Source organism: Sulfitobacter pontiacus (genome assembly GCF_040790665.1).
Taxonomy (GTDB): Bacteria; Pseudomonadota; Alphaproteobacteria; order Rhodobacterales; family Rhodobacteraceae; genus Sulfitobacter; species Sulfitobacter pontiacus.
In genome coordinates, this window is sequence record NZ_CP160849.1 from 1,699,872 (window position 1) to 1,720,844 (window position 20,973).

General features: G+C 61.8%; 22 protein-coding genes and 1 tRNA gene. 9 read left to right on the forward strand and 14 right to left on the reverse strand.

Annotation, left to right across the window (positions count from 1 at the left end):
• Window positions 1-30: 30 nt before the first annotated feature.
• The 8 genes from AB1495_RS08325 to trpA all read right to left on the reverse strand — a co-directional run bounded on the left by AB1495_RS08325 (window position 31) and on the right by trpA (window position 7,094).
• Complete coding sequence (locus AB1495_RS08325; RefSeq protein WP_074635897.1) at window positions 31-624, reverse strand: DUF4893 domain-containing protein; 594 nt, start codon at window positions 622-624, stop codon at window positions 31-33.
• On the reverse strand, window positions 624-1,013 hold the full coding sequence (locus tag AB1495_RS08330) for a DUF2237 family protein (RefSeq protein ID WP_074635895.1): 390 nt from the start codon (window positions 1,011-1,013) through the stop codon (window positions 624-626). Before AB1495_RS08330 ends, AB1495_RS08325 begins: the two co-directional genes overlap by 1 nt.
• Window positions 1,010-2,182 (reverse strand): serine hydrolase, encoded by a 1,173-nt coding sequence (locus AB1495_RS08335; RefSeq protein WP_074635893.1) that lies wholly within the window; start codon window positions 2,180-2,182, stop codon window positions 1,010-1,012. The genes AB1495_RS08330 and AB1495_RS08335 overlap by 4 nt, the downstream gene beginning before the upstream one ends.
• 67 nt (window positions 2,183-2,249) lie before the next feature.
• The gene (locus AB1495_RS08340) at window positions 2,250-3,284 is read right to left on the reverse strand and encodes a DUF2332 domain-containing protein (protein ID WP_074635892.1); all 1,035 of its coding nucleotides are present in this window, start codon (window positions 3,282-3,284) and stop codon (window positions 2,250-2,252) included.
• On the reverse strand, window positions 3,281-4,012 hold the full coding sequence (gene pth / locus AB1495_RS08345; protein WP_074635890.1) for an aminoacyl-tRNA hydrolase: 732 nt from the start codon (window positions 4,010-4,012) through the stop codon (window positions 3,281-3,283). The genes AB1495_RS08340 and pth overlap by 4 nt, the downstream gene beginning before the upstream one ends.
• A gap of 152 nt (window positions 4,013-4,164) precedes the next feature.
• Window positions 4,165-4,812 (reverse strand): 50S ribosomal protein L25/general stress protein Ctc, encoded by a 648-nt coding sequence (locus AB1495_RS08350; RefSeq protein WP_005851594.1) that lies wholly within the window; start codon window positions 4,810-4,812, stop codon window positions 4,165-4,167.
• A gap of 226 nt (window positions 4,813-5,038) precedes the next feature.
• Window positions 5,039-6,205, reverse strand: coding sequence for an alpha-hydroxy acid oxidase (locus AB1495_RS08355; RefSeq protein ID WP_009826077.1), 1,167 nt, complete (start codon window positions 6,203-6,205; stop codon window positions 5,039-5,041).
• Window positions 6,206-6,302: 97 nt separating this feature from the next.
• Window positions 6,303-7,094 carry a tryptophan synthase subunit alpha gene (gene trpA / locus AB1495_RS08360; RefSeq protein ID WP_074635888.1) on the reverse strand — a complete coding sequence of 264 codons (792 nt, stop codon included), beginning with the start codon at window positions 7,092-7,094 and terminating at the stop codon, window positions 6,303-6,305.
• 177 nt (window positions 7,095-7,271) lie between these two features.
• On the opposite strand from trpA, the gene AB1495_RS08365 reads away from it, so the two are divergent.
• The 4 genes from AB1495_RS08365 to AB1495_RS08380 all read left to right on the forward strand — a co-directional run bounded on the left by AB1495_RS08365 (window position 7,272) and on the right by AB1495_RS08380 (window position 9,853).
• The gene (locus tag AB1495_RS08365) at window positions 7,272-7,463 is read left to right on the forward strand and encodes a hypothetical protein (RefSeq protein WP_005851599.1); all 192 of its coding nucleotides are present in this window, start codon (window positions 7,272-7,274) and stop codon (window positions 7,461-7,463) included.
• A 59-nt stretch (window positions 7,464-7,522) separates the two neighbouring features.
• On the forward strand, window positions 7,523-8,620 hold the full coding sequence (gene ychF, locus AB1495_RS08370; RefSeq protein ID WP_005851601.1) for a redox-regulated ATPase YchF: 1,098 nt from the start codon (window positions 7,523-7,525) through the stop codon (window positions 8,618-8,620).
• A gap of 254 nt (window positions 8,621-8,874) precedes the next feature.
• A tRNA-Ser gene (locus AB1495_RS08375) sits at window positions 8,875-8,964 on the forward strand.
• A 181-nt stretch (window positions 8,965-9,145) separates the two neighbouring features.
• Window positions 9,146-9,853 (forward strand): SDR family oxidoreductase, encoded by a 708-nt coding sequence (locus AB1495_RS08380; RefSeq protein ID WP_074635886.1) that lies wholly within the window; start codon window positions 9,146-9,148, stop codon window positions 9,851-9,853.
• 107 nt (window positions 9,854-9,960) lie between these two features.
• On the opposite strand, the gene AB1495_RS08385 is transcribed toward AB1495_RS08380, so the two are convergent.
• Window positions 9,961-10,797, reverse strand: coding sequence for an NAD(P)-dependent oxidoreductase (locus tag AB1495_RS08385; protein WP_197145981.1), 837 nt, complete (start codon window positions 10,795-10,797; stop codon window positions 9,961-9,963).
• Between the two features lie 102 nt (window positions 10,798-10,899).
• Window positions 10,900-12,102, reverse strand: coding sequence for an FAD-binding oxidoreductase (locus AB1495_RS08390; RefSeq protein WP_074635882.1), 1,203 nt, complete (start codon window positions 12,100-12,102; stop codon window positions 10,900-10,902).
• Window positions 12,103-12,407: 305 nt separating this feature from the next.
• Between AB1495_RS08390 and AB1495_RS08395 the strand changes: the two genes are divergently transcribed.
• The 4 genes from AB1495_RS08395 (at window position 12,408) to AB1495_RS08410 (ending at window position 14,930) form a co-directional block, all read left to right on the forward strand.
• On the forward strand, window positions 12,408-12,950 hold the full coding sequence (locus AB1495_RS08395) for a sigma-70 family RNA polymerase sigma factor (RefSeq protein WP_005851609.1): 543 nt from the start codon (window positions 12,408-12,410) through the stop codon (window positions 12,948-12,950).
• The gene (locus AB1495_RS08400; protein ID WP_074635880.1) at window positions 12,947-13,642 is read left to right on the forward strand and encodes an anti-sigma factor domain-containing protein; all 696 of its coding nucleotides are present in this window, start codon (window positions 12,947-12,949) and stop codon (window positions 13,640-13,642) included. Before AB1495_RS08395 ends, AB1495_RS08400 begins: the two co-directional genes overlap by 4 nt.
• A gap of 404 nt (window positions 13,643-14,046) precedes the next feature.
• Window positions 14,047-14,541 carry a peptide-methionine (R)-S-oxide reductase MsrB gene (gene msrB, locus AB1495_RS08405; RefSeq protein ID WP_074635878.1) on the forward strand — a complete coding sequence of 165 codons (495 nt, stop codon included), beginning with the start codon at window positions 14,047-14,049 and terminating at the stop codon, window positions 14,539-14,541.
• On the forward strand, window positions 14,541-14,930 hold the full coding sequence (locus tag AB1495_RS08410) for a DoxX family protein (RefSeq protein WP_074635876.1): 390 nt from the start codon (window positions 14,541-14,543) through the stop codon (window positions 14,928-14,930). Before msrB ends, AB1495_RS08410 begins: the two co-directional genes overlap by 1 nt.
• Here AB1495_RS08410 and hrpB read toward each other — a convergent pair.
• Entirely contained in the window at window positions 14,904-17,318 is a 2,415-nt protein-coding gene (hrpB, locus tag AB1495_RS08415) for an ATP-dependent helicase HrpB (protein ID WP_074635874.1), read from the reverse strand. The two genes, AB1495_RS08410 and hrpB, sit on opposite strands and share 27 nt — an antisense overlap.
• A 109-nt stretch (window positions 17,319-17,427) precedes the next feature.
• Between hrpB and meaB the strand changes: the two genes are divergently transcribed.
• Window positions 17,428-18,399 (forward strand): methylmalonyl Co-A mutase-associated GTPase MeaB, encoded by a 972-nt coding sequence (gene meaB / locus AB1495_RS08420; RefSeq protein WP_074635872.1) that lies wholly within the window; start codon window positions 17,428-17,430, stop codon window positions 18,397-18,399.
• On the opposite strand, the gene AB1495_RS08425 is transcribed toward meaB, so the two are convergent.
• The 3 genes from AB1495_RS08425 to fsa form a co-directional block, all read right to left on the reverse strand.
• Complete coding sequence (locus AB1495_RS08425) at window positions 18,396-19,343, reverse strand: tyrosine recombinase XerC (RefSeq protein WP_074635871.1); 948 nt, start codon at window positions 19,341-19,343, stop codon at window positions 18,396-18,398. The genes meaB and AB1495_RS08425 overlap by 4 nt on opposite strands.
• The gene (locus AB1495_RS08430; protein WP_005851624.1) at window positions 19,340-20,047 is read right to left on the reverse strand and encodes a DUF484 family protein; all 708 of its coding nucleotides are present in this window, start codon (window positions 20,045-20,047) and stop codon (window positions 19,340-19,342) included. Before AB1495_RS08430 ends, AB1495_RS08425 begins: the two co-directional genes overlap by 4 nt.
• 248 nt (window positions 20,048-20,295) lie before the next feature.
• The gene (gene fsa, locus AB1495_RS08435) at window positions 20,296-20,949 is read right to left on the reverse strand and encodes a fructose-6-phosphate aldolase (RefSeq protein ID WP_009826101.1); all 654 of its coding nucleotides are present in this window, start codon (window positions 20,947-20,949) and stop codon (window positions 20,296-20,298) included.
• Window positions 20,950-20,973 lie beyond the last annotated feature (24 nt).

Sequence of the window (20,973 nt, forward strand, 5' to 3'; positions counted from 1 at the left end):
GCATCGCCCCCTTTTCTTTTGGCGCTGGCCCTATCGGGTCAGCTCTAGGATATCAAAGTCGCTTTCGACCACCGGCGCGGGAAACATCAGCCGCGCCCGCTGGTTGCTGACACGTTCGAACACCGCGACATCGGGTTGCAGGGTGCCATCTCCGGCAAAACCGGGTGGCAGGGCGTCGTAAGCGGGCGGCACCTCTCCCGCGACATAGCCAACGCCAGCATAGACCGCGCGCCCGTCTCGCAGCGTGATGACCCCCTTGGTGCGCTGCGACCCGCTGAGCTTTTCAAACAGATAGCCGTTGCCCTGAAACGTCAGGCGGCATTTGAACGGGCTATAGACTACCAGCGCGGGAAGGCCGCCCAGTTTCATCGTGCGGCAGGACCAATCGCCGGCCAGCCCCTCGTCAAAGGCGACTTGCGGCGTGCCTGACAAGGCGCGCGACAGGGCGGTCAAGTCATCCGCGCTGCCGCTTTGGAACGCTTGCAGCAGGGCATCGCCCGCCGTGGCCTCGAACCGGTCGAGGCGGAGCTGCTCTTGCGGGCGCAGGGCGTCTTGGGCGATGGCTGGGGCGGCGCAGAGCACTGCGGTCAAGGCCGTAGTCAGGGCAGCAGTCAGGCGCAGCATCAGTCTGCCCCGCCGTTCGGGCGCAGGGCATGAGCCTGCAGGATGTTCAGCGGCACGATATCCAAGGCGCGCTGATGGGTTGCCTCAAGATGCACCTTTGGCGCGCAGCCCTCGTCCGCCGCTTGCAAGAAACGCCCCGCACAAAGACACCACGGATCGCCCGCCGACAGTCCGGCAAAGCCGAATTCGGGGCGCGGGGTGCTGAGGTCATTGCCGACATATTTGGAATAGGCCAGAAACTCGGCCGTCATGATCGCGCAGACCGTGTGGCTGCCCTGATCGGCGGCACAGGTGTTGCACGACCCGTCGCGGAAAAAGCCCGTGACGGGGGCGCTGCCACAGACGGCCAGCGGGCCGCCAAGGATATTGATGCTTTCGTCAGGTGTCATGTGCCCCCCAAGGCTGCGCTGATCTGGCGGAAGATGGCGATGTTCTGATCGCTGACCCCGGCCTCGCGGAACTTGCGGTCGGCGGCATTGGTCGCGATCACCACCCCGTCAGCGCGGTTGATGTAGATATACTGACCATACACACCGCGGGCCATGAATTCACCCTCTGTCGCGCCTTGGGGAATCCACCACTGATAGCCATAGCCGATCTGCCCCTCTGCCGTCGGGGCCGATGGCGCGGTAGAGGCGGCGACCCAGTCTGCCGGTACAATCTGCTGACCGTTGTAGCGACCGTTTTGCAGGAACATCTGCCCCATGCGCGCGTAATCGCGGGTCGTCAGGTTCAACCCGCCCAAGACAAAGGCGACACCCGCGCCGTCCGTCACGTAATAGGGCGCGTGCTCAAGACCCATGGGGGTGATGATCTTTTCCGACAAAAGATCGGTGACGGACCGGCCTGTTGCCCCCCGAACGACCATGCCGATGACATGGGTGTCGATCGACACATACTGCCACTGGCTGCCGGGCGTGGTGAACGTATCTTTCAGGCTTGCAGTGAAATCGTCCAGCTCTCCGCCAAGGGCGAGGGCGCGGCCCATCTTGTTGATGTCGGAATCCGGGTCGAGGTAATCTTCGTCAAAGGTAACCCCGCTGGCCATGTTAAGCACGTTGCGCAGCGTCGCCCCGTCATAGGCGGTGCCTTTCAGCTTGGGCGCATAGGTCGTGACGGGGTCGTCAAGCGATGCAATCGCCCCTTCGTCCAGTAGGATACCCACAAGCGCGGAAAGGTAGCTTTTGGCGACAGACCAGCTGATCCGCAGATCATCGGGCTGGGTGCCTTTAAAGTAGTTCTCATAGACAATCTGACCATCTTTCAGCACAACCAATGCCGTCACATCCCGCGCTTCGATCCAGTCGTTGACCTCGGCAGGGGGGGCGTATTCGGGTCCATAAGACAGCTCTGCCGTGGGGCCATCACCGCGCGACAGGGGTTTGGACAGGAAGGCGTCGTCCATATGGCTGAAGTTATGCACGATCTTGTCTTCGGCAAAGAGCGAGTTCACCGCCAGCAGCCGCGTGATCTCTTCGCGCTTCCACAGGCCGACAACGACCACAGCCACCACGAGAGCCAGTAAAATACGGCCCAGCCATTTCCCGAATGTGCGCATGAAATCCTCCCTGATATGCGGGGATACCCAAGCACGAAGGCTGCGGTGGTGCCAGATAAACTTGGCGTCAGCCGGTGTAGGTCCAATCGATCCAGCGACCGTGGAAATCGACCCGCGCCAAGGGCAGGGTGATGTCACCGGGCCAGAGCCTGAGCGTCAGCGCGGCCCCCTTGAGGCCCGATCCGTCCTGCTCCATCGACAGCCATGCCAGCGGGCGGTTGCGCGTGGCGCGTTTGCCAGCAGCCTCGATCAACGCCTTGCCACGGGCCTGTGCCGCTTTGGGGAAATACTGCCACGCGACGGTGTGCTGGATCAGGTGCAGGCACCCTTCGGGGGATTGGGGCAGGGTGCGGGCCAGCCAGTCAATCGCATCGCCGCGTTGCACCTGTGCCGTCATGACAGAGGCCGCGGTCCGCGTCAGTGTCAGGCGTTCGGGTTGGTCCGCCCAGATATAGGACATCAGCCGCAACAGGTGGTCGGGCCGCGTCGGGTCCAGCGAGTTCAGATCAACACCGCGACGTTTTTCGACCTGCGGGTTGATCGCCGGTGGCAATTTGCCTGTCCAGTCAGGCGACAGCAGGATGGTGGACATGTTCGACCCGAAGCGATGCCCCTCGATCTCGAGCACGAAGTGGTCCCACATCAGGTTGAGCCCGCCGCTGGCCCCAAGTTCGGACAGGCGGATCGGCAGATTGAAATGCTGCGCCGCGACGCGGGCCCCCGCGATCAACGCGGCAGAGCGGCGGACCTCGTTGGTTTGCGGTGCGCTGTCGGTCCAATCAAGCAAGAAGGCTTCATGCGTGGTGATCGCGTCGCGCACGGCCTCTGACAGGGCTTGGTCGCTCGCCTTGTGCGGGGGGTAAACGGCCATCAGCGCAGGCGCTTTGCGTTTCAGCACCAGCGCATGCAGCCCGCCCGCGATGCGCAGGGGAAGGGACGCGCCCGACGGGCCGATATCCCCTTTGAACGCCGCAAATTTACGGCCAAGGGCTGTGTCGGCGGGCCAGTCCCGTGCCAGCACGCCCATCAACTGCCCCATGAAGGGAGACCCAAGTGCGATGCAATGCCCGGCTTGCTCTTCAAAGGCGGCTTGCAGTGTCACTTGAACCGGTCCAACAGTTTTTGCATGGCGCTGCGGTCGTCGGTTTGGGGGGCAGGCTCTGCCTTGGGTTGCGTTGGGGCCGGCTGCGCGGGCTTTGGCGCAGCGGCTTGAGCTTTGGCCGCAGTGCCCGCGGGTTTCTTGGTGCCCGTGCCGGATCGTGGCGGGGCAACACGCAGGGCCACGGCGTTCATGAACTTGGCCGTATCGCCGCGCGCCAGATCCGCAGCACCGTCGCTGATCCCGCGCAATACGTCATCCAGCCACTCCTGCTCTGCCTTGGCAAAGTCGCGCAGGACATAGCCCGGTACGGCGTCCTTATGCCCCGGATGCCCTACGCCAAGGCGCACACGGTCATAGTCGGGACCGATATGCGCATGGATCGACCGCAAGCCATTATGCCCCGCATGCCCGCCGCCGGTCTTGCATTTCACCTTGCCGGGGGCGAGGTCGATTTCGTCGTGCAAAACGATCACATCCGCCGGTTCAAGCTTGTGAAACCGCATGGCGGATTGCACCGACTGACCAGAGTTGTTCATGAATGTCTCGGGCTTGAGCAAGACCACGCGGTCCGCGCCAAAACGCCCTTCGACCGTTAGCCCGTTGTGCTTGGTCTTCCATCCGGCAAAGCCGTGGTCCTGCGCGATGCGGTCCAGCGCCATAAAGCCGATGTTATGCCGGTTGCCCGCGTATTTGGCACCCGGATTGCCAAGCCCTACGATCAGTTTCATGCGGACCCCTTTGAATGGATAAAAACGTTTGTTTGGCCAAGGATAGCAGACCGCGGGGCCAAACGAAATAACGCCCCAACGAAAAACGGGGCCGCCCATGGCGACCCCGTCTCGACCCATCCGCACCCGCAGGCGCGACGGATATATCGGTATCAGTCTTCTTTGACTTCTGTTGCGGGCACTTCGTCTGCTGCAACATCTTCGTCTTCATCATCGTCCTGGCTGGCCAGACCGGAAGGCGCGGAAATCTGCGCGATCACGAAGTCACGGTCGATGACCGGCTTGGTGCCGTTTGGCAGCTTCACGCTCGAGATGGTGAGGCTGTCGCCGATTTCCAGTTCGGAAACGTCGATTGTGATGTGATCAGGGATATCGCCTGCGGTCACAACCAGTTCGACTTCGGGACGAACCAGCGTCAGAACGCCACCTTTTTTCAGGCCGGGGCTGACTTCTTCGCCTTCGACTTCAACCTGGATGAAGAGGTTGATTTTGGTGGTGCGCTTCAAACGCATCAGGTCAACGTGCGTTGGCAGGTCTTTAACAACGTGACGCTGAACGTCGCGGCAGATGACGCGGACGTCTTCTTGGCCTTCAACCTTGAGGTTGAACAGGGTCGCCTTGAAGCGGCCTGCGCGCAGTTTGGTCAGCAGCTTGTTAAAGTCCAGGTTGATCGGCAGCGGATCAAGGTCACCACCGAATACGATACCAGGAACCATGCCGTCGCGGCGTGCCTGACGAGCGGCGCCCTTGCCTGTCCCCGTGCGTTCGAAAGCTTCAAGATCAGGAATCTCTCCAGCCATTGTAATCTCCAATATGTTTAGGGCGGACATCCTCCAAGGCTGTATGTCCGCGTGAAGCCGCGCGTATAGACGGGTTTGGGCGTTTGGGAAAGACTAAAACGCCGCTTTTGCGCAAGTTGGCCTTGGTTTGCGACCTATGCGGGGCGGGGCAGGGGCTGCGCGCAGGGTTTTCGCCCGCCCTGACATATCAGCCAAGGCGGGCGTATCATGCGAAGAAGGCGCAGGTTCAGGGCTGCCAGTCGCCTTCAAAACCTTTTGGAATAAGCAGGTTATGCTTGCCCAAGCCCGCGACAGAGGTTTCACCGCAAAGCGCCATGGACAGGTCGAGCTCCTTGTGGATGACCTCCAGCGCCGAGGTAACCCCGGCCTGACCCATCGCACCAAGCCCGTAGATGAAGGCGCGCCCGATATAGGTGCCCTTGGCCCCCATCGCCATCGCCTTGAGCACGTCCTGACCGGACCTGATTCCACTGTCCAGATGGACTTCGATCTGGTCGCCCACGGCCTCCAGGATTGACGGCAGCGCCCGGATAGAGCTGATCGCCCCGTCCAGCTGGCGCCCGCCGTGGTTGCTGACGATGATCGCATCCGCCCCGACTTTCAGCGCCATCCGCGCATCGTCGGCGTCAAGAATACCCTTGAGGATGACCTTGCCGCCCCATTGCTCTTTCAGCTTGGCGATCTTGCCCCAGTCGAGGGTGGGGTCGAATTGCTCTGCCGTCCATGCGCCGAGGTTGGCTGTGTCGTCGACGCCGTGCACATGGCCCACGATATTGCCGAAGCTGCGCCGCTTGGCCCCCATCATGCCGATGCCCCAGCTCCATTTGGTTGCCAGATTGGCGAGCGTTTTGGCGGTCAGCTTGGGTGGGGCGGACAGGCCGTTCTTCAGATCTTTGTGGCGCTGGCCGAGGATTTGCAGATCAAGCGTGATGACAAGGGCCGAGCATTTGGCATCCTTGGCGCGCTGGATCAGCCGCGCGACATAGTCTTCGTCGCGCATGGTATAAAGCTGGAACCAGAAGGGTTTCGTCGTCGCCTCTGCCACATCCTCGATCGAATTGATGGACATGGTCGACAGGGTGAAGGGCACGCCAAAGGCTTCGGCGGCGCGGGCGGCTTTGATCTCTCCGTCGGCGTGCTGCATGCCGGTCAGCCCGACAGGGGCAAGTGCCACAGGCATCGCCACATCCTGCCCGATCATCTGCGTCTTGGTGCTGCGCCCGCTCATATCCACGGCGACGCGCTGGCGCAGGCGGATCTGTTCAAAATCGGTCGTGTTCTCGCGAAAGGTTTGCTCTGTCCAGCTGCCCGATTCCGCGTAGTCATAGAACATCCGCGGCACGCGGCGTTCATGCAGGCGCTTGAGGTCGTCGATGGTGGTGATCACGGGCATGGTGGCAAGTTCCTATGTATTGGTCAGATGATCTAACCAATACGGCCCGTTGAAATCAATTGCTTTACGCCACGACATCGGGCGTCGGGCGGGGCGCTCAGGCCCGGTGCGCACCATCCGACAGGGTTTTGACAAAGCTTAGCACGTCTTCGACAGGCAGCCCATCTGCGATTTTTGACACGATGGCAGAGCCGACAACAACCCCATCAGCAACGCTTGCAATGGCTTCGGCTTTGTCTGGGGTGTTCACGCCAAACCCGACAATGACGGGCAGGCCACTGGCGTTCTGAATGCGCTCAACCTCGGGGGCGACATCGCCCGCATCCGCTTCGGCAGAGCCGGTGATGCCGGTGATCGACACGTAATACACAAAGCCCGAGGTGTTCTGCACAACCCGCGGTAGACGTTTGTCATCGGTCGTAGGGGTCGCAAGGCGGATAAAGTTCATACCGGCGGCTTGCGCGGGCAGGCACAGCTCGGCGTCTTCTTCCGGTGGCAGGTCCACGACGATCAGCCCGTCCACGCCGGCCGTCTTGGCCGCCTCTAGGAATGTATCCACGCCTTTGGAATAGATCGGGTTGTAATAGCCCATCAGCACGATCGGGGTCGTGTCATCCTGTTCGCGGAACGCCGCAGCAAGCGCCAGCGTCTTGTCCAGCGTCATCCCGCCTTCAAGCGCGCGCTGTCCCGCCAGCTGAATGGCAGAGCCATCGGCCATCGGATCGGTAAACGGCAGCCCCAGTTCGATAATATCGACGCCCGCGCCAGGCAGGCCGCGCACCACCTCGAGCGACGTGTCAAAGTCGGGATCGCCTGCCATCACATAGGCGACAAAGGCTTTCTTGCCTTGGGATTTGAGGTCAGCGAATTTGGCGTCGATACGTGTCATGAGGGCGGCCTTTTTACGTTACCCTGCTGCAATGCCGAATATATCACGGGAAATCAATCCAACTCCGCCGGTGGGCTTGGGCGATTTTCCGAAAAACAGGTGCCAAGGGCGTTGGATTTATGCAGGTGTGCATAACATAGTCCTTTAAATCCCGCCGCCGGTGCCTACATTTATCGCATGAATTATGTACTCGCCCTGCTGTTGCCGCCGCTTTCCATCCTGCTGACAGGACGGATCTTCACGGCGATTATCGTCTTCCTGATCTGGATTCCGGCCGTGATCTTTTCGGGCGGGTTGACCCATCCGATGTTCATCGTGCTCGCATGGATCCTGATTTACCAGACGCACGAGGACCGACGCCTGCGCTAAGACTTGCGCAAAGGCGGCCAAAACCCTAGGACAACGCCAACTTATAAAGGATGCTTGTCATGGGCTTTAAGATGGGAATCGTGGGTCTGCCGAATGTCGGCAAGTCGACCCTCTTCAACGCGCTGACCAAAACAGCGGCAGCGCAGGCGGCCAATTTTCCGTTCTGCACAATCGAACCGAACGTCGGTGAAGTCGCGGTGCCGGATTCGCGCCTTGATAAACTCGCGGCGATTGCGGGCTCCAAGCAGATTATCCCGACGCGGATGACCTTTGTGGATATCGCAGGCTTGGTCAAAGGGGCGTCCAAAGGGGAAGGCCTCGGCAACCAGTTCCTGGCCAATATCCGCGAGACGGACGCGATCGCGCATGTGCTGCGCTGCTTTGAGGATGGCGATGTGACCCACGTCGAAGGGCGCGTGGACCCCGTGGCCGACGCCGAGACCATCGATACAGAACTGATGCTTGCCGATCTGGAAAGCATCGAAAAACGCCGCGCCGGTCTGGTCCGCAAGATCAAGGGCAACGATAAAGACGCAGCGCAGCAGGACCGCCTGTTGGCCGCCGCGCAAGAAGCTATCGAGAACGGCAAGCCCGCGCGCACCGTCGAGGTTGACGCGGATGACGCCAAGGCTTGGCGCATGCTGCAATTGCTGACGACCAAGCCCGTGCTTTATGTCTGCAACGTCGGCGAATCCGAAGCGGCCGAGGGCAATGCCCTTTCTGCAAAAGTCGCTGAAATGGCCGCGGCGCAGGGCAATAGCCATGTCGTGATCTCTGCCCAGATCGAGGAAGAAATCAGCCAGCTGGAGCCCGAAGAGGCCAGCATGTTCCTGGACGAGATGGGGCTAGAGGAAGCCGGGCTTGATCGGTTGATCCGCGCGGGCTACGAGCTGCTGCACCTTGAGACATACTTCACCGTCGGCCCGAAAGAGGCCCGCGCCTGGACGATCAAGGCTGGCACCTCTGCGCCGAAAGCCGCTGGCGTGATCCACGGTGATTTTGAAAAAGGCTTCATCCGCGCCGAAACCATCGCTTATGACGATTTCGTGGCCTTGGGCGGTGAAGGCCCCGCCAAGGAAGCCGGCAAGATGCGCGCCGAGGGCAAAAGCTACACCGTCAAAGACGGCGACGTGCTGCACTTCCTGTTCAACACCTGATCCAATCCGGCGGGCCGCTTTCCAGGCGGCCCGCCGATCTGGCGCGTGAGCGGCCCCTCCCGCTGCCATCGCGCCACTTCTCTGCCCGCCTCCCCCCTCGACCCACGAATGCCCCCGGCCCGCGCCGCGCGCATAGCGCCGCAAGCCGTATCCCGCCCTCGATATCCTCCGCTATCCCCGCGATCCCGACATTCCCGGTATTTTCTGAGATTATCGCTTGTGCCCCATGCGTTTTCTTGGATATACGCGTCGACGGAGACGTGGCCGAGTGGTCGAAGGCGCTCCCCTGCTAAGGGAGTAGGCCCGGAAGGGTCTCGAGGGTTCGAATCCCTTCGTCTCCGCCATACACCTCGACATTTTCTACATACTTGATCAGGTGTTGCGCGGCCCGAGATGGGGCGCGACGTTGCGCTTGGCTTTCCGCTCTGACAGTTTCGCCGCCACCCGCCTTTTGCAAACCGTGCGCCCATGCTTTCGCGAGGAAAGGAGGTGGGGTAGAGGGGGTGTAATACTCAGGAGCGGATCATGGAATTAAAGAACAAGCGTATCATCGTCACTGGTGGCAGTGATGGTATTGGGCGGCATATTTGCCTTAAACTCGCGGCAGTAGGGACGCGTCTGGCCATTCTGGGGCGCGATGCTGACCGTCTGGCTGCGGTAGAGGCTGAATGCGTCGCCGCTGGAGCCAGCGAAGCGATCGGCATTGCGTGTGATGTCCAGAACCCGGATGCGATCAGCGGGGCGGTAGAGCAGGTGACAGCCGCATTTGGCGGGCTGGATATTCTGATCAACAATGCGGGCATCTGGCACAAAACCGGCCCGCTGGATGAGATCCCGCCGCAGCTTTTGCAGGCGACCGTGCAGACCAATCTGACGGGTTTGATGCAGATCACGCAAGCCGCCATTCCGGCGCTGCGCGCGAATGACGAGGGGATCATTCTTAATGTCGTTTCCAAGTCCGGCGTCGTCGCGCAGGCCGGGCAATCTGTCTATACCGCCACGAAATACGGGGTGCGTGGCTTTACCGAGGTGCTGAAAGCGGACGAGGAAAACACCGGCGTGCGCGTGGGCGGCGTTTACCAGTCGGGGACAAACACGGGGATGTTCAGCAAGGCGGGGGAGGATGTGCCCAATCATATCTTTACCGAGCCCGACGATCTGGCGGATGTGGTGGTCTTTGTGCTCTCGCGGCCGCCAAAACTGTGGATCCACGATATCCGCATCGAATTGTGAGCCGCGGGCGCATCTGTCGCGCCTGCTGACAAGACGGGTGCCATTCCAAACATCGCGTCACGTGAAGCATGCGGGCGGGGGGTAAAGCCCCGCCCGCCCTCAAGGCATCAGGTGGTTTTCTTGTCGTTGACGATGTTCATCGACGCCACGCCGCTTTCGCCGAGGTCGACCGCGGCAAAGGGGCCACCGTGGTGCATTTGGCCGGGGTCTTTCAGATCGACCGGTGGTGCTTCGGCAAGGATCTTCTCGGCGAACTGCTCTGCGTTGTCTTTCGGGCGATAGCCGAGGAAGGACGCTTTGGCATTGTCCACCGGCGCGCGGTCGTTGTTGGAGACGCCGTAGACCACGCTGAAGCCGACCGATGGCGTATCGATGGCGCGGGTGACCAGCTGGATCAGATCGTCATAGGACAGCCACGATCCCAAGGCACGGGTGTTGTTGACCTGTGCGCAGCTGAGGATGCGCAGGCACACGGCCTCTAGCCCGCGTTTGTCCCAATACATGGACGCAAGGTCTTCGCTAAAGCATTTGGCGAGGCCGTAGAATGTATCGGGCTTGTGGGGCGCGTCGATGCCGATGAAGTCGGACTTCTTGTGCATGCCCACAGCGTGGATGGACGAAGCATAAACGACCCGTTGAAGCCCGTGCTGATAGGCGGCTTCCCACACGTTGTAAGATCCGACGAAATTCGGCCCCAGCAGTTCCTCGAAGGGTTTTTCATCGACGATGGCGCCGAAGTGGACAACCATGTCCGCACCCTCCAGCAGCGGCGCGATCTGGTCATAGACGGCGACATCGGCCTTGGCGTAGCTTTCGCCTTCATAGAGCGTGCCGATGTCATCGACGATGTCGGTGCTGACCAGTTCTTGGCACATCTTAGACAGGGGTTCACGCAGGTAGGACCCAAGCCGCCCTGCGGCCCCCGTCAGAACCAGTTTCTTCATCATGTCGTTTTCCTTCCACTATCGTTTTGCGAGGCCAAGCAAGGCTGCGCGCCCGCACAAAGGGGTGTTGCCTGGCATGGGTATGTCATCGGGGCAGGGGGATCAAATCACCGCCTTTTCAATCAGCGATTGGTTTTCCTCGATCCGGCGGTAGGCGTAGGGGCCTAGGTCCAACGTGCGGTATGCGCCATAGGCGATCCATTCAGCGATGCCACGGCCAAGGGCGGGTGCCTGTTGCAGCCCGTGACCGGAGAACCCGTTCAGGCACAGGAAATTCTCGACCACACTGTGCGGCCCGACAATCGCGTTCTGGTCCAGCGTGTTGTAATCGTAGTGCCCGACCCATTCGTTGATCACCTTGACCTGATCGAACTGCGGGACGCGGGTGGCGATGGCGGGCCACACCTTGTCTTCCCAAAGGCTGTGATCAAAGGCAAAGTCGTCATAGGCGACCGCAGGATCTTCGCGCGGGGGGCAGCCCGCCATGTAGTATTTCCCTTCGGTCCTGAAATGCACGCCGGACGGGTCGATTGTCAGCGGCAGGTCGCGGTCCAGCGGTTTGGCGGCATCGAACACAAAAGTATAGCGTTTGCGCGGCTCTACCGGGAGGGTGATGCCGGCCATGCCCGCCGTCGCGGCCGCCCGCGGGCCAGAAGCGTTGACCACCGTCCCGCAGGCCACCGTCGCGCCGGATTTCAGCATGACATGGGTGACGGATGTGCCATCGGCGGCTTTGGTCATCGCGGTCACTTCGTCGTGCAGGTATTCCACGCCGTTGCGGCGGGCCATGCGCTTGAACCAGTTAAACATGGTGCCGCCGTCGAAATAGCCTTCATCCACGCGGTTGTGGTTGGCGGCAATGATGTCATCAAGCTGATAGAACGGATAGGCGGCGGCGACTTCGGCGGCGGTCATGTGCTGCGTGCCCGCCCCCAGTGCCACCTGTATCTGCTGGTTCTGTTGCAGCGTCTGCGCAAACTCGGGCGTGTCCGCGAGGTAGAGATAGCCAAAATTTTGCAACGCCAGATGCGGCACCTCTGGATCATCGCCCATAAACCGGCGGAAGTTCTTGATAAACTCGGCCCCGAACTGCGACACCTTCACGTTGATGGCCGAGCTGAACTGCTGGCGGATGCAACTGTTGGTATGGCTTGTGGCGGCGTATTCATAGGTGGGGTCACGTTCGACCACCAGAACCTTGCCGTCAAAACCGGCCATCTGGGTCAGCCACCATGCGACCGACGATCCAAAGATCGCGCCACCGATAATGACAACGTCATAGGTGCTGTGATTGGGCTGCGGCATCGCGATACTCCTTCCACATTTGGGCCACATAGGGGCCAGACAGAGGGGATGCCGTGCAGCGGTGTACATCAGAGCAGCCCTGCCACGACTAAACGCGCAACACCGTCCCCCGTCCATAGCTTGTGAACGCGGGGGGCAATTTCCGCGCCCGCATGCCGCGCGATAGATTACCCATTGGCCAACGCGATGCGCCTGGGTTACACAAAACCGTCCAATGACAACGCTTTGCTGGACAAATGTAGTGAGTGCCGTAGGTTTCGGTGTAACGCTGGAAACCCGTTCAGGTGGAGAAAAGGCCCGTGCAAATGGACCGACAAGAAATCGAAAACTTGATTGCCCGTGTCGCGTTGAAAGACCGCGCGGCGTTTGACCAGCTCTATGATCGTGTTTCTGCGAAACTTTTCGGGGTTTGTCTGCGTGTGTTGAACAAACGCGCCGCAGCAGAGGACGCCATGCAAGACAGTTTCGTCAAAATCTGGAACAATGCCGATAAGTATAATGCCAATGGCCTGAGCCCGATGACGTGGCTGATCACCATTGCACGAAATACCTCTATCGACCGTCTGCGGGCCCGCAAAAAAGGCCATCAGGACGTGAACACGCCCGGTTTTGAACTTGTTTCCCCCGGTCCCACGCCCGAACAATACGCCGTTGCCTCGTCAGAGGCGTCGCGCCTGTCGGGCTGTCTTGATACGCTGGAAGAAGACCGTGGCAAAGCCATTCGGGGTGCCTATCTGGATGGCGAGACCTATTCCGATCTGGCCGAACGCTTCGGCGTGCCGCTGAATACGATGCGAACCTGGCTGCGCCGTGGCCTGATCGCCCTGCGGGAGTGTATGAGCCAATGACCCAAACGCCTGAAACACCCCATGATGATGATCTTCTGGCCGCCGAAATGGTGCTGGGCCTGTCGTCTGACGACGATATGATCGCGGCGCGTCATCGCATTGCGACTGAACGTGATTTCGCAGACCGCGTTGTCTTCTGGCAGGAACGCCTGACCGCAATGACCGACGGAATCGATCCCGTCTCGCCGTCCGCGCGCGTGAAGAAAAAGCTGATGGCGCAGGTCTTCCCGAAGCAGCGGGTTTCGATCCTGCAACGTTTGTGGCTCTGGCAGGGGATGGCGATGGCATCGCTGCTATTTGCGGGCTACCTTGGCGTGCAACTGCTTGAGATCAACACACGTCCGGGCGACGATCAACCGACCGTTCTGGCGGCACAGCTGGTCAGCGACACCAGCCCGTTGCAAGTGTTGGCCGTGGTCGAACCGGTCAAGCACGAGATCGCGCTACGCCGCGTTTCGGGCGCCGCGAACGAGGGGCGTGTGCTAGAACTTTGGGCGATCCTGCCCGATCAGGCTCCGGTTTCCTTGGGCGTTCTGCCCGACAGCGAGACGACGCGGATTCTTGTTCCGGCAGAGCTGCGCAGCCAGGCGGCACAGATCACGCTGGCGATTTCGGATGAACCCGTCGGCGGCTCGCCCACGGGGGCGCCTACGGGCGATGTCCTGGCCGCAGGGGCTATGTCTGAACTGTAATCCGGGTTTTATCGGGGTCGCTGACTATTCAAACAAAGACTTCGTCCGCTTTCATGTGGGCGAAGTCGTTGTTTCTTAACGGTATTTGAGAAAGTTTAATAAAAACTTTGGTTTTTTGCGTTTTCGGTGAAACTTCTCGTTTTCTACTTCCGTGTATTTCCACAACTCAGGCCGACACTGGTTGCAAGCCCATGTCGCTGAGGGACCGTGCCGTGTTTTTGGCGGGGTTTGGTAACGAGTTTGTTGGCGTGGAACCATGCATTCCGCCAACGGGTTTATCCAGTATCGGCACCTCGCGTGCCTTGTAACGAGTACCGCCGGATGTCAGCGCCATGCGCGACGTCCGGCGGCCCTTTCAACAGACATCCAATCTATCCGCAGTACCGCAACCTTAAGGGGGCATTATGAAACGCCGGAATTTCCTGAAATGCACAACGATGACGATGGCGGCCTTGCCGTTTGGCGTAGGGGGGGCGGCGCAGGCCGGGACCGTGGCACAGGGCGACTTTGAAGTCAGCCGCACCCCTGCCGAATGGCGCGCGCAACTGGGCGATGACGCATATGCCGTCCTGCGCGAGGGGGATACCGAACGCGCATTTACCAGCCCGCTGAACGATGAGGTCCGCAAAGGCGTGTTCCATTGCAAGGGTTGTGATCAGGCGCTTTATAGCTCCGAGACCAAGTTCAAAAGCGGCACCGGCTGGCCAAGCTTCTTCGCCCCGCTGGACGATGCTGTCGAAACGATGCCGGACAAGGGTTTCTTTACCACGCGGACCGAGGTGCATTGCGACCGCTGCGGCGGCCATCTGGGTCATGTGTTCGATGATGGTCCTGCACCCACGGGCAAACGCCACTGTATTAACGGTTTGGCGATGACCTTTAAGCCCGCCGCCGCCTGATGCAGCGGGTTGAGAGAGTTGCGATTTACACGGGCCGCCTGCTTTTGGCGGCCCTTTTCGTCGCGGGATTTGTGCAAAAGCTCGTGGACCCTGCAGCGGCGCAGGGTTTGCTGTCGGATCGCGGATTGCCCGTGTTCCTCGTCTGGCCCGCGATGCTGTTCAACGGGGTGGCGGCGATCAGCCTGATCTTCGGTCTCTGGCTCGCCCCCATGAGCGCAGCACTCGCGCTTTATTGTATGGCAACGAGCATTTTCCACTTCATCCCTGATGACCCGTGGCAGATGTCGATCTTTGTCAAGAACTGGGCGATTGCGGGCGGATTACTGGTACTCGCAGGGCACGCTGCGCAACACCGTCGGGGCTCAGGTGCCGCGGGGTTTGGCCCGTAGCGTCGGATCGGCCTGCGTCGGGTCTTCGGGCCAAGGGTGGCGCGGATAGCGGGCGCGCATGTCCTTGCGCACATCGGCATAGGACCCAGCCCAAAACCCCGGCAGATCGGTGGTCACCTGCACGGGTCGCTGCGCGGGGGACAGCAGCGTGATCTGCAAGGGCTGCCCTGCGATCATGGGGTGACGGGTGGTGCCAAAGACCTCTTGCAGACGCAGGGCGATCTGGGGCTGCGTTTCGCTATAATCAATCGCGATCTTGCGCCCCAGCGGCGTGGTGAAATGCGCAGGCGCGGCACGATCAAGCGCTTGCTGGTCGTCCCAGCTCAGCCGCGCGGTCAGGGCAGGCAGCAGGTCAAACGCCTTCCAGTCGGCGGTGCTGCGGACACCTGCCAGATGACCGGGCAACCAATCCTCCAAGGTCTCAAGCAGGTGATCCTCGCTGAAATCGGGGAAACCATCGCCCATCAGCCGCGCCCGCGCCAGAAACAGCGTTGCCGCTTTGCCGGGCATCAGACCCAGCTGCCGCACCCCGTCGAGCATGGCCTGCGCGATGTCTTCCGCAGGGGCGTCGGACCACGCCCTGTCGTCCAGCACCAATGCACCAAAACGTTCCTGCTGCCGCGCCAGCACGCGGCCCTCGCGGCGGGACCAGACGCAGAGTTTATGCCATCCGATTTGATCCGCGAAGCTGCCCCGCAGATCGCTGTCGGAGAGGCGCGCGGCTTGGCGAATGCGTGCTTCTCGAGGGTCGCCGTCAAGATCGGTCGCCACCAGCAAACGTTCCCCCGCCAGCGGATCGCTCTCGGGCAGGATCGCGCCTTTGCCGCCCGACATAACGTATCGCGGCGCGTCGCCCTTGCGCCGCAGCGCCACCCTATCGGGGTAGGCAAGGGCCGCCAGCACCCCCAGCGTATCGGGGCCGTCGCCGGTTTGCCCTCTGGCCAGCCGTTTGGCGTCTTGCTTGATGCGTGAAAGGGCTGCGTGGTTGACCTCGGCCGGGACGCGCTTGCCCGCGACCGCATCCAGCCGCAGCGCCAGATCGACAGAGCCGCCGCGCAAGGGGTCACGCTCCGACAGGATCGCGGCCAGCGTCGGGGCGCTGCGCCCGCCTTTGGCAACCATATGCGCCAGACGGGGATGCAGCGGCATCTTGGCCAAGCTTCGGCCATGCTCTGTGATCCGACCTGTCGCATCCAGCGCGCCCAGCATGTGCAGCACGGCCTGTGCTTCGGCCAGACGGCCTGCATGAGGCGGGGTCACGAACTTCAGGTCATCGGCCTGCGCCCCCCAGACTGCCAGCTCTAACGCGAAGGCGCATAGATCGCCGGCCTCGATCTCGGCGGGGGGGTAGGCGGCCAGCGCGCCTTCCTCGCCACGGGTCCATAGTTTGAACGCAGTGCCTTCCGACACACGCCCCGCACGGCCCGCGCGCTGCGTCGCTTCGGCGCGGGTCACGCGGTCGGTGATCAGCCGCGACATGCCAGAGGACGGATCGAACTGCGCCCGTCGCGCGCGGCCCCCGTCCACCACGATCTGCACCCCTTCGATGGTCAGCGAGGTTTCCGCGATAGAAGTCGCGAGCACGACCTTGCGGCCCGTTTTGGCCGGGGCAATCGCAGCGCGCTGCGCTTTGAAGTCCATCGCGCCGAACAGCGGGGCGAGCGTGCAATCGGCGGGCAGCCGTCCGGTCAGCGCGCTTTCAACCCGTCGTATCTCGCCTTCGCCGGGCAGGAACACCAGCGCCGATCCGGGGGCGGTATCCAGCGCGTGCAACACCAGATCGGCGACTGCCTGCTCGAACCGTTGTTTGCCTACGGGCCGGTCCAGCCAATGGGGCGTCACCGGAAAGCTGCGCCCTTCGGAGGTGACCACCGGAGCCTGCATCAGCGCAGCGACGGGGCCGGCGTCCAGCGTGGCGGACATGGCGACGATCAACAGGTCATCGCGCAGCGCTTCGGCTACCTCTAGGCAAAGCGCGAGTCCCAGATCAGCGTTCAGGGATCTTTCGTGGAATTCGTCAAAGATCACCGCGCCGACACCGGGCAGGTCGGGGTCGTCTTGCAGCATGCGGGTCAGAATGCCCTCGGTCACGACCTCGATACGGGTGAATTTGCTGACGGCGCTGGCACCGCGGACGCGAAAGCCCACGGTTTGCCCCGGTTCTTCGCCCAAGGTCGCAGCCATGCGTTCGGCGGCTGCACGCGCGGCAAGGCGGCGTGGTTCCAGCATCAGGATGCGGCCGTTGGTCAGCCCCGCGTCCAACATCGCCAGCGGCACGCGCGTGGTCTTGCCCGCACCGGGGGGCGCTTGCAGCACAACGCGGCCCTGACCGCGCAGCGCGTCGATCACCTGCGGCATCACGTCATCAATGGGAAGGGTAAAAGCCATAAGCGTGGTTATGGTCGAAACCCGGCGCGGGGCCAAGACCCGGCCTCCGGTCTGGACATTTGCGCCGCCGGGATCGAAACATGGGCCAAAGGCGTGAGGGGCAGGACCTATGAACATCGACGATCTGGCAAAGGGTATCGCAGCAGGGGAGCGCCGCGCGCTGGCGCGGGGGATCACCTTGATCGAATCCGGTCGCGAGGATCACCGCGCACAGGCGACAGAGCTGCTTGCCGCGCTGCCCAAGGGGCGCGAGGCGCTGCGGATCGGGTTGTCGGGGACGCCGGGTGTGGGGAAATCCACCTTTATCGAAAGCTTCGGCATGATGCTGATCGGGCGTGGGCTCAAGGTCGCGGTGCTGGCAATTGATCCGTCCTCTTCGCGTTCGGGCGGGTCGATCTTGGGGGATAAGACGCGGATGGACCTCTTGTCGCGCGAACGCGATGCTTTCATCCGCCCGTCGCCCAGCCAGACGCATCTGGGCGGCGTGGCCCGCCGCACCCGCGAGGCGGTGACCCTGTGCGAGGCCGCAGGTTTTGACGTGGTGCTGATCGAAACGGTCGGCGTCGGCCAGTCAGAGACGGTGGTGGCAGAGATGTCCGATGTTTTCATGCTTTTGCTGGCCCCTGCGGGCGGGGACGAGCTGCAAGGCGTCAAGCGCGGCATCATGGAGATGGCGGATATCATCGTGATCAACAAGGCCGATGGGGATCTGAAACCCGTCGCGTCGCGGACCTGTGCCGATTACGCCGGTGCCCTGCGGTTGCTGCGCAAACGGCCACAAGACCCCAAGGGGTTTCCCAAGGCGATGATGGTGTCAGCGCTGGAGGAAAACGGGCTGGACGAGGCATGGGCAGAGGTAGAGGCGCTGACCGAATGGCGCCGCGCCGAAGGGTTCTGGCAACATGCCCGTGCCGCACAAGCCCGCTATTGGTTTGAACAGGCGGTAAAGCAGGCGTTGCTTGCGCAGTTGGAAAAGCCCAAGGCCAAGGCCGCGTTGACCGAGCTTAGCGATCGTGTCGCACAGGGGCTGGCGGACCCCACCAAAGCCGCGCAGGATTTCGTCACCCAGCTGGACCGTTAACTGCCGCCGCCCGCCTTGGGGTGGGCGCGGTTATAGACATCCATCAGACGCGCGGTATCGACAGCCGTATAGGCCTGCGTGGTCGAGAGCGAGGCATGGCCCAAAAGCTCTTGGATCGCACGCAGATCGCCCCCCGCATCCAGCAGATGCGTGGCAAAGCTGTGGCGCAGCGCGTGGGGTGTGGCGCTGGCGGGCAGGCCAAGCTGCATCCGTGCATCCGCCATCACCTGTGATATCGCCCGCGCCGCCAAAGGCCCGCCGCGCACTGCGCGAAACAGCGGCGCATCCCGTTCCTTCCCAAAGGGGCAGACGCGCAGATAGGCATCCACGGCATCGCGCGCCGCAGGGAGTACGGGCACCACCCGTTCCTTGCCGCCCTTTCCGATGATACGCAGCACCTCGGGCAGGGGCGCGTCGGCCCCCTTGAGGCCAAGCGCTTCGGATATCCGCAGCCCGCACCCCCACAGCAGGGTCAGGACCGCCACATCCCGCGCGGCCACCCAGGCATGACGCGACTGCATTTCCACGCTGTCGATCATCGCCTGAGCGGCATCAATCGCCAAGGGGCGGGGCAGCTTTTTGGGAAACTTCGGCGATCTGGTAGACAGCACGGCGGTAGGCTCGAACCCCTCGCGCTCTGCCAGCCAGCGATAGAACGCCTTGACCGCCGACAGCTTGCGCGCCATCGACCGTGGCCCGACATCCCCACTGCGGGTCTGCGCCATCCAGGCACGCATGTCCGAGATGGTGATCTGTGACAGCGCGCCCAAGCCTTGGCTGTCGTCCTTGTGCAGCGTCATGAACGCAAGGAAATCGACCAGATCCCCCTGATAGGCGGTAAGCGTGTTCTCGGCAGCCCCTTTCAGGGCGCGTTGATGATCCAGCCAGCTTTGCAGGGCGTCCCGCGCGGCGGGGCTGATCAAAAGCGCGTTTGCCCCGCTCAAGACAGCCAGCGGCGCATCGTCCGCTCGAACACGCCAGCGAAGAAGCCCAGCAGATCGGTGCCCTGTTGCGGGCTGAACATATGCGGGTCTTCGGAGCCAAGGATCAACAGGCCCGGCAAACGGCCCGCGCCAAAGTTCAGTTTCAGGCAGGCTTCCGACCGGATCCAATCCGCCGCGCCGCCGTAGATATGTTCGGGGCTGTGTTGCACACCGCGCAGGGTCACCTGACGCACCGTGCCGCCGCGCCCGTGCGACAGGTAGTCGTCGATAAACCCCGGCTCGGCGACGTTCAGCACATCGCCCAAGCGCTTGATCGCGGGATCGTCGTCATTCTCGGCAGATTCCAGCACCAGCCGCACAGCGTCGACCCGCAGGATATCGGCAACCTCGCCCCCGAGATCCTTGAGGAAGGGTTCGAAGTCTACAGGGTCAAGCATGCGCAGGATCGCGCGGTGGATCTGGTTGGTCCCCGCAAGGTTTTCATAGGCCGCGGCGATGACGTTGCGGTGCGTGTCCTCAAGCCGGTCCAGACGGGTTTCCAGCCGATCCATGGCGATGCCGCGCAGATCGACAATATTGCCCCCCATCGCGCGTTCATTCGCGGCGATCAGGGCCTGCATCACGTCGTTGTCGTCAAGAATGACGTCGGGCTGTGAAATAATCGCTTCCCGAAGGGAATCTTCGATCTTGTGGTTACTGCTCATGCGGGTCTCTTTTTATATTTGGCACTGACATAGCATGCGCGTCAGGCTAAATCTGCTTTTTTCTTTTGGCGTATGGCTGGTTTTTCGGCGTCAAACCGCCCGTTCGCCGCGCATGGACGGGGCAGAGGCAGGGCGAAGCTGCTGCGGTTTTCTGCGAGGGCACGGGCCAGCTACGGGCACATGTAGATCGTGGTGGGCACGCGCAGCCTGCGACGCGCGTGCCCCTTTGTCGTCGCCTTAGGGCGGGATCAGAGGATGTTCTGACCTGTCTTTGCCCAATCGGCCATGAAGGTCTCGAGCCCCTTGTCAGTCAGCGGGTGCGCGGCCAGCTTCTTGATCACTTCTGGCGGGGCGGTCATGACATCGGCACCGATACGCGCAGCGTCCAGCACGTGGTTCACGGTACGGATCGACGCGGCGAGGATTTCAGTCTCGAACCCGTAGTTGTCATAGATCGTGCGGATGTCCTGGATCAGGTCCATACCGTCAAGGTTGATGTCATCCAGACGCCCGATGAATGGCGAGATGAACGTGGCACCGGCCTTGGCGGCGATCAATGCCTGGTTCGCCGAGAAGCAGAGCGTGACGTTGACCATCTTGCCTTCGTCCGACAGCACTTTACAAGCTTTCAGACCGTCCCATGTCAGGGGCAGCTTCACGGTGATGTTTTCCGCGATCTCGGCCAGTTTGCGGCCTTCGGCGATCATGTCGTCCGCCTTGGTCGCGACAACTTCGGCAGAGACGGGGCCGTCGACCAGATCACAGATCTCTTTCGTGACTTCCAGAATGTTGCGGCCGGATTTCAGGATCAGCGACGGGTTTGTTGTTACCCCGTCTACCATGCCCAGATCGTTCAGCTCGGCGATGGCATCGATTTCGGCGGTATCTACGAAGAATTTCATGTTACGTCCTTCAGGTTGGAATAG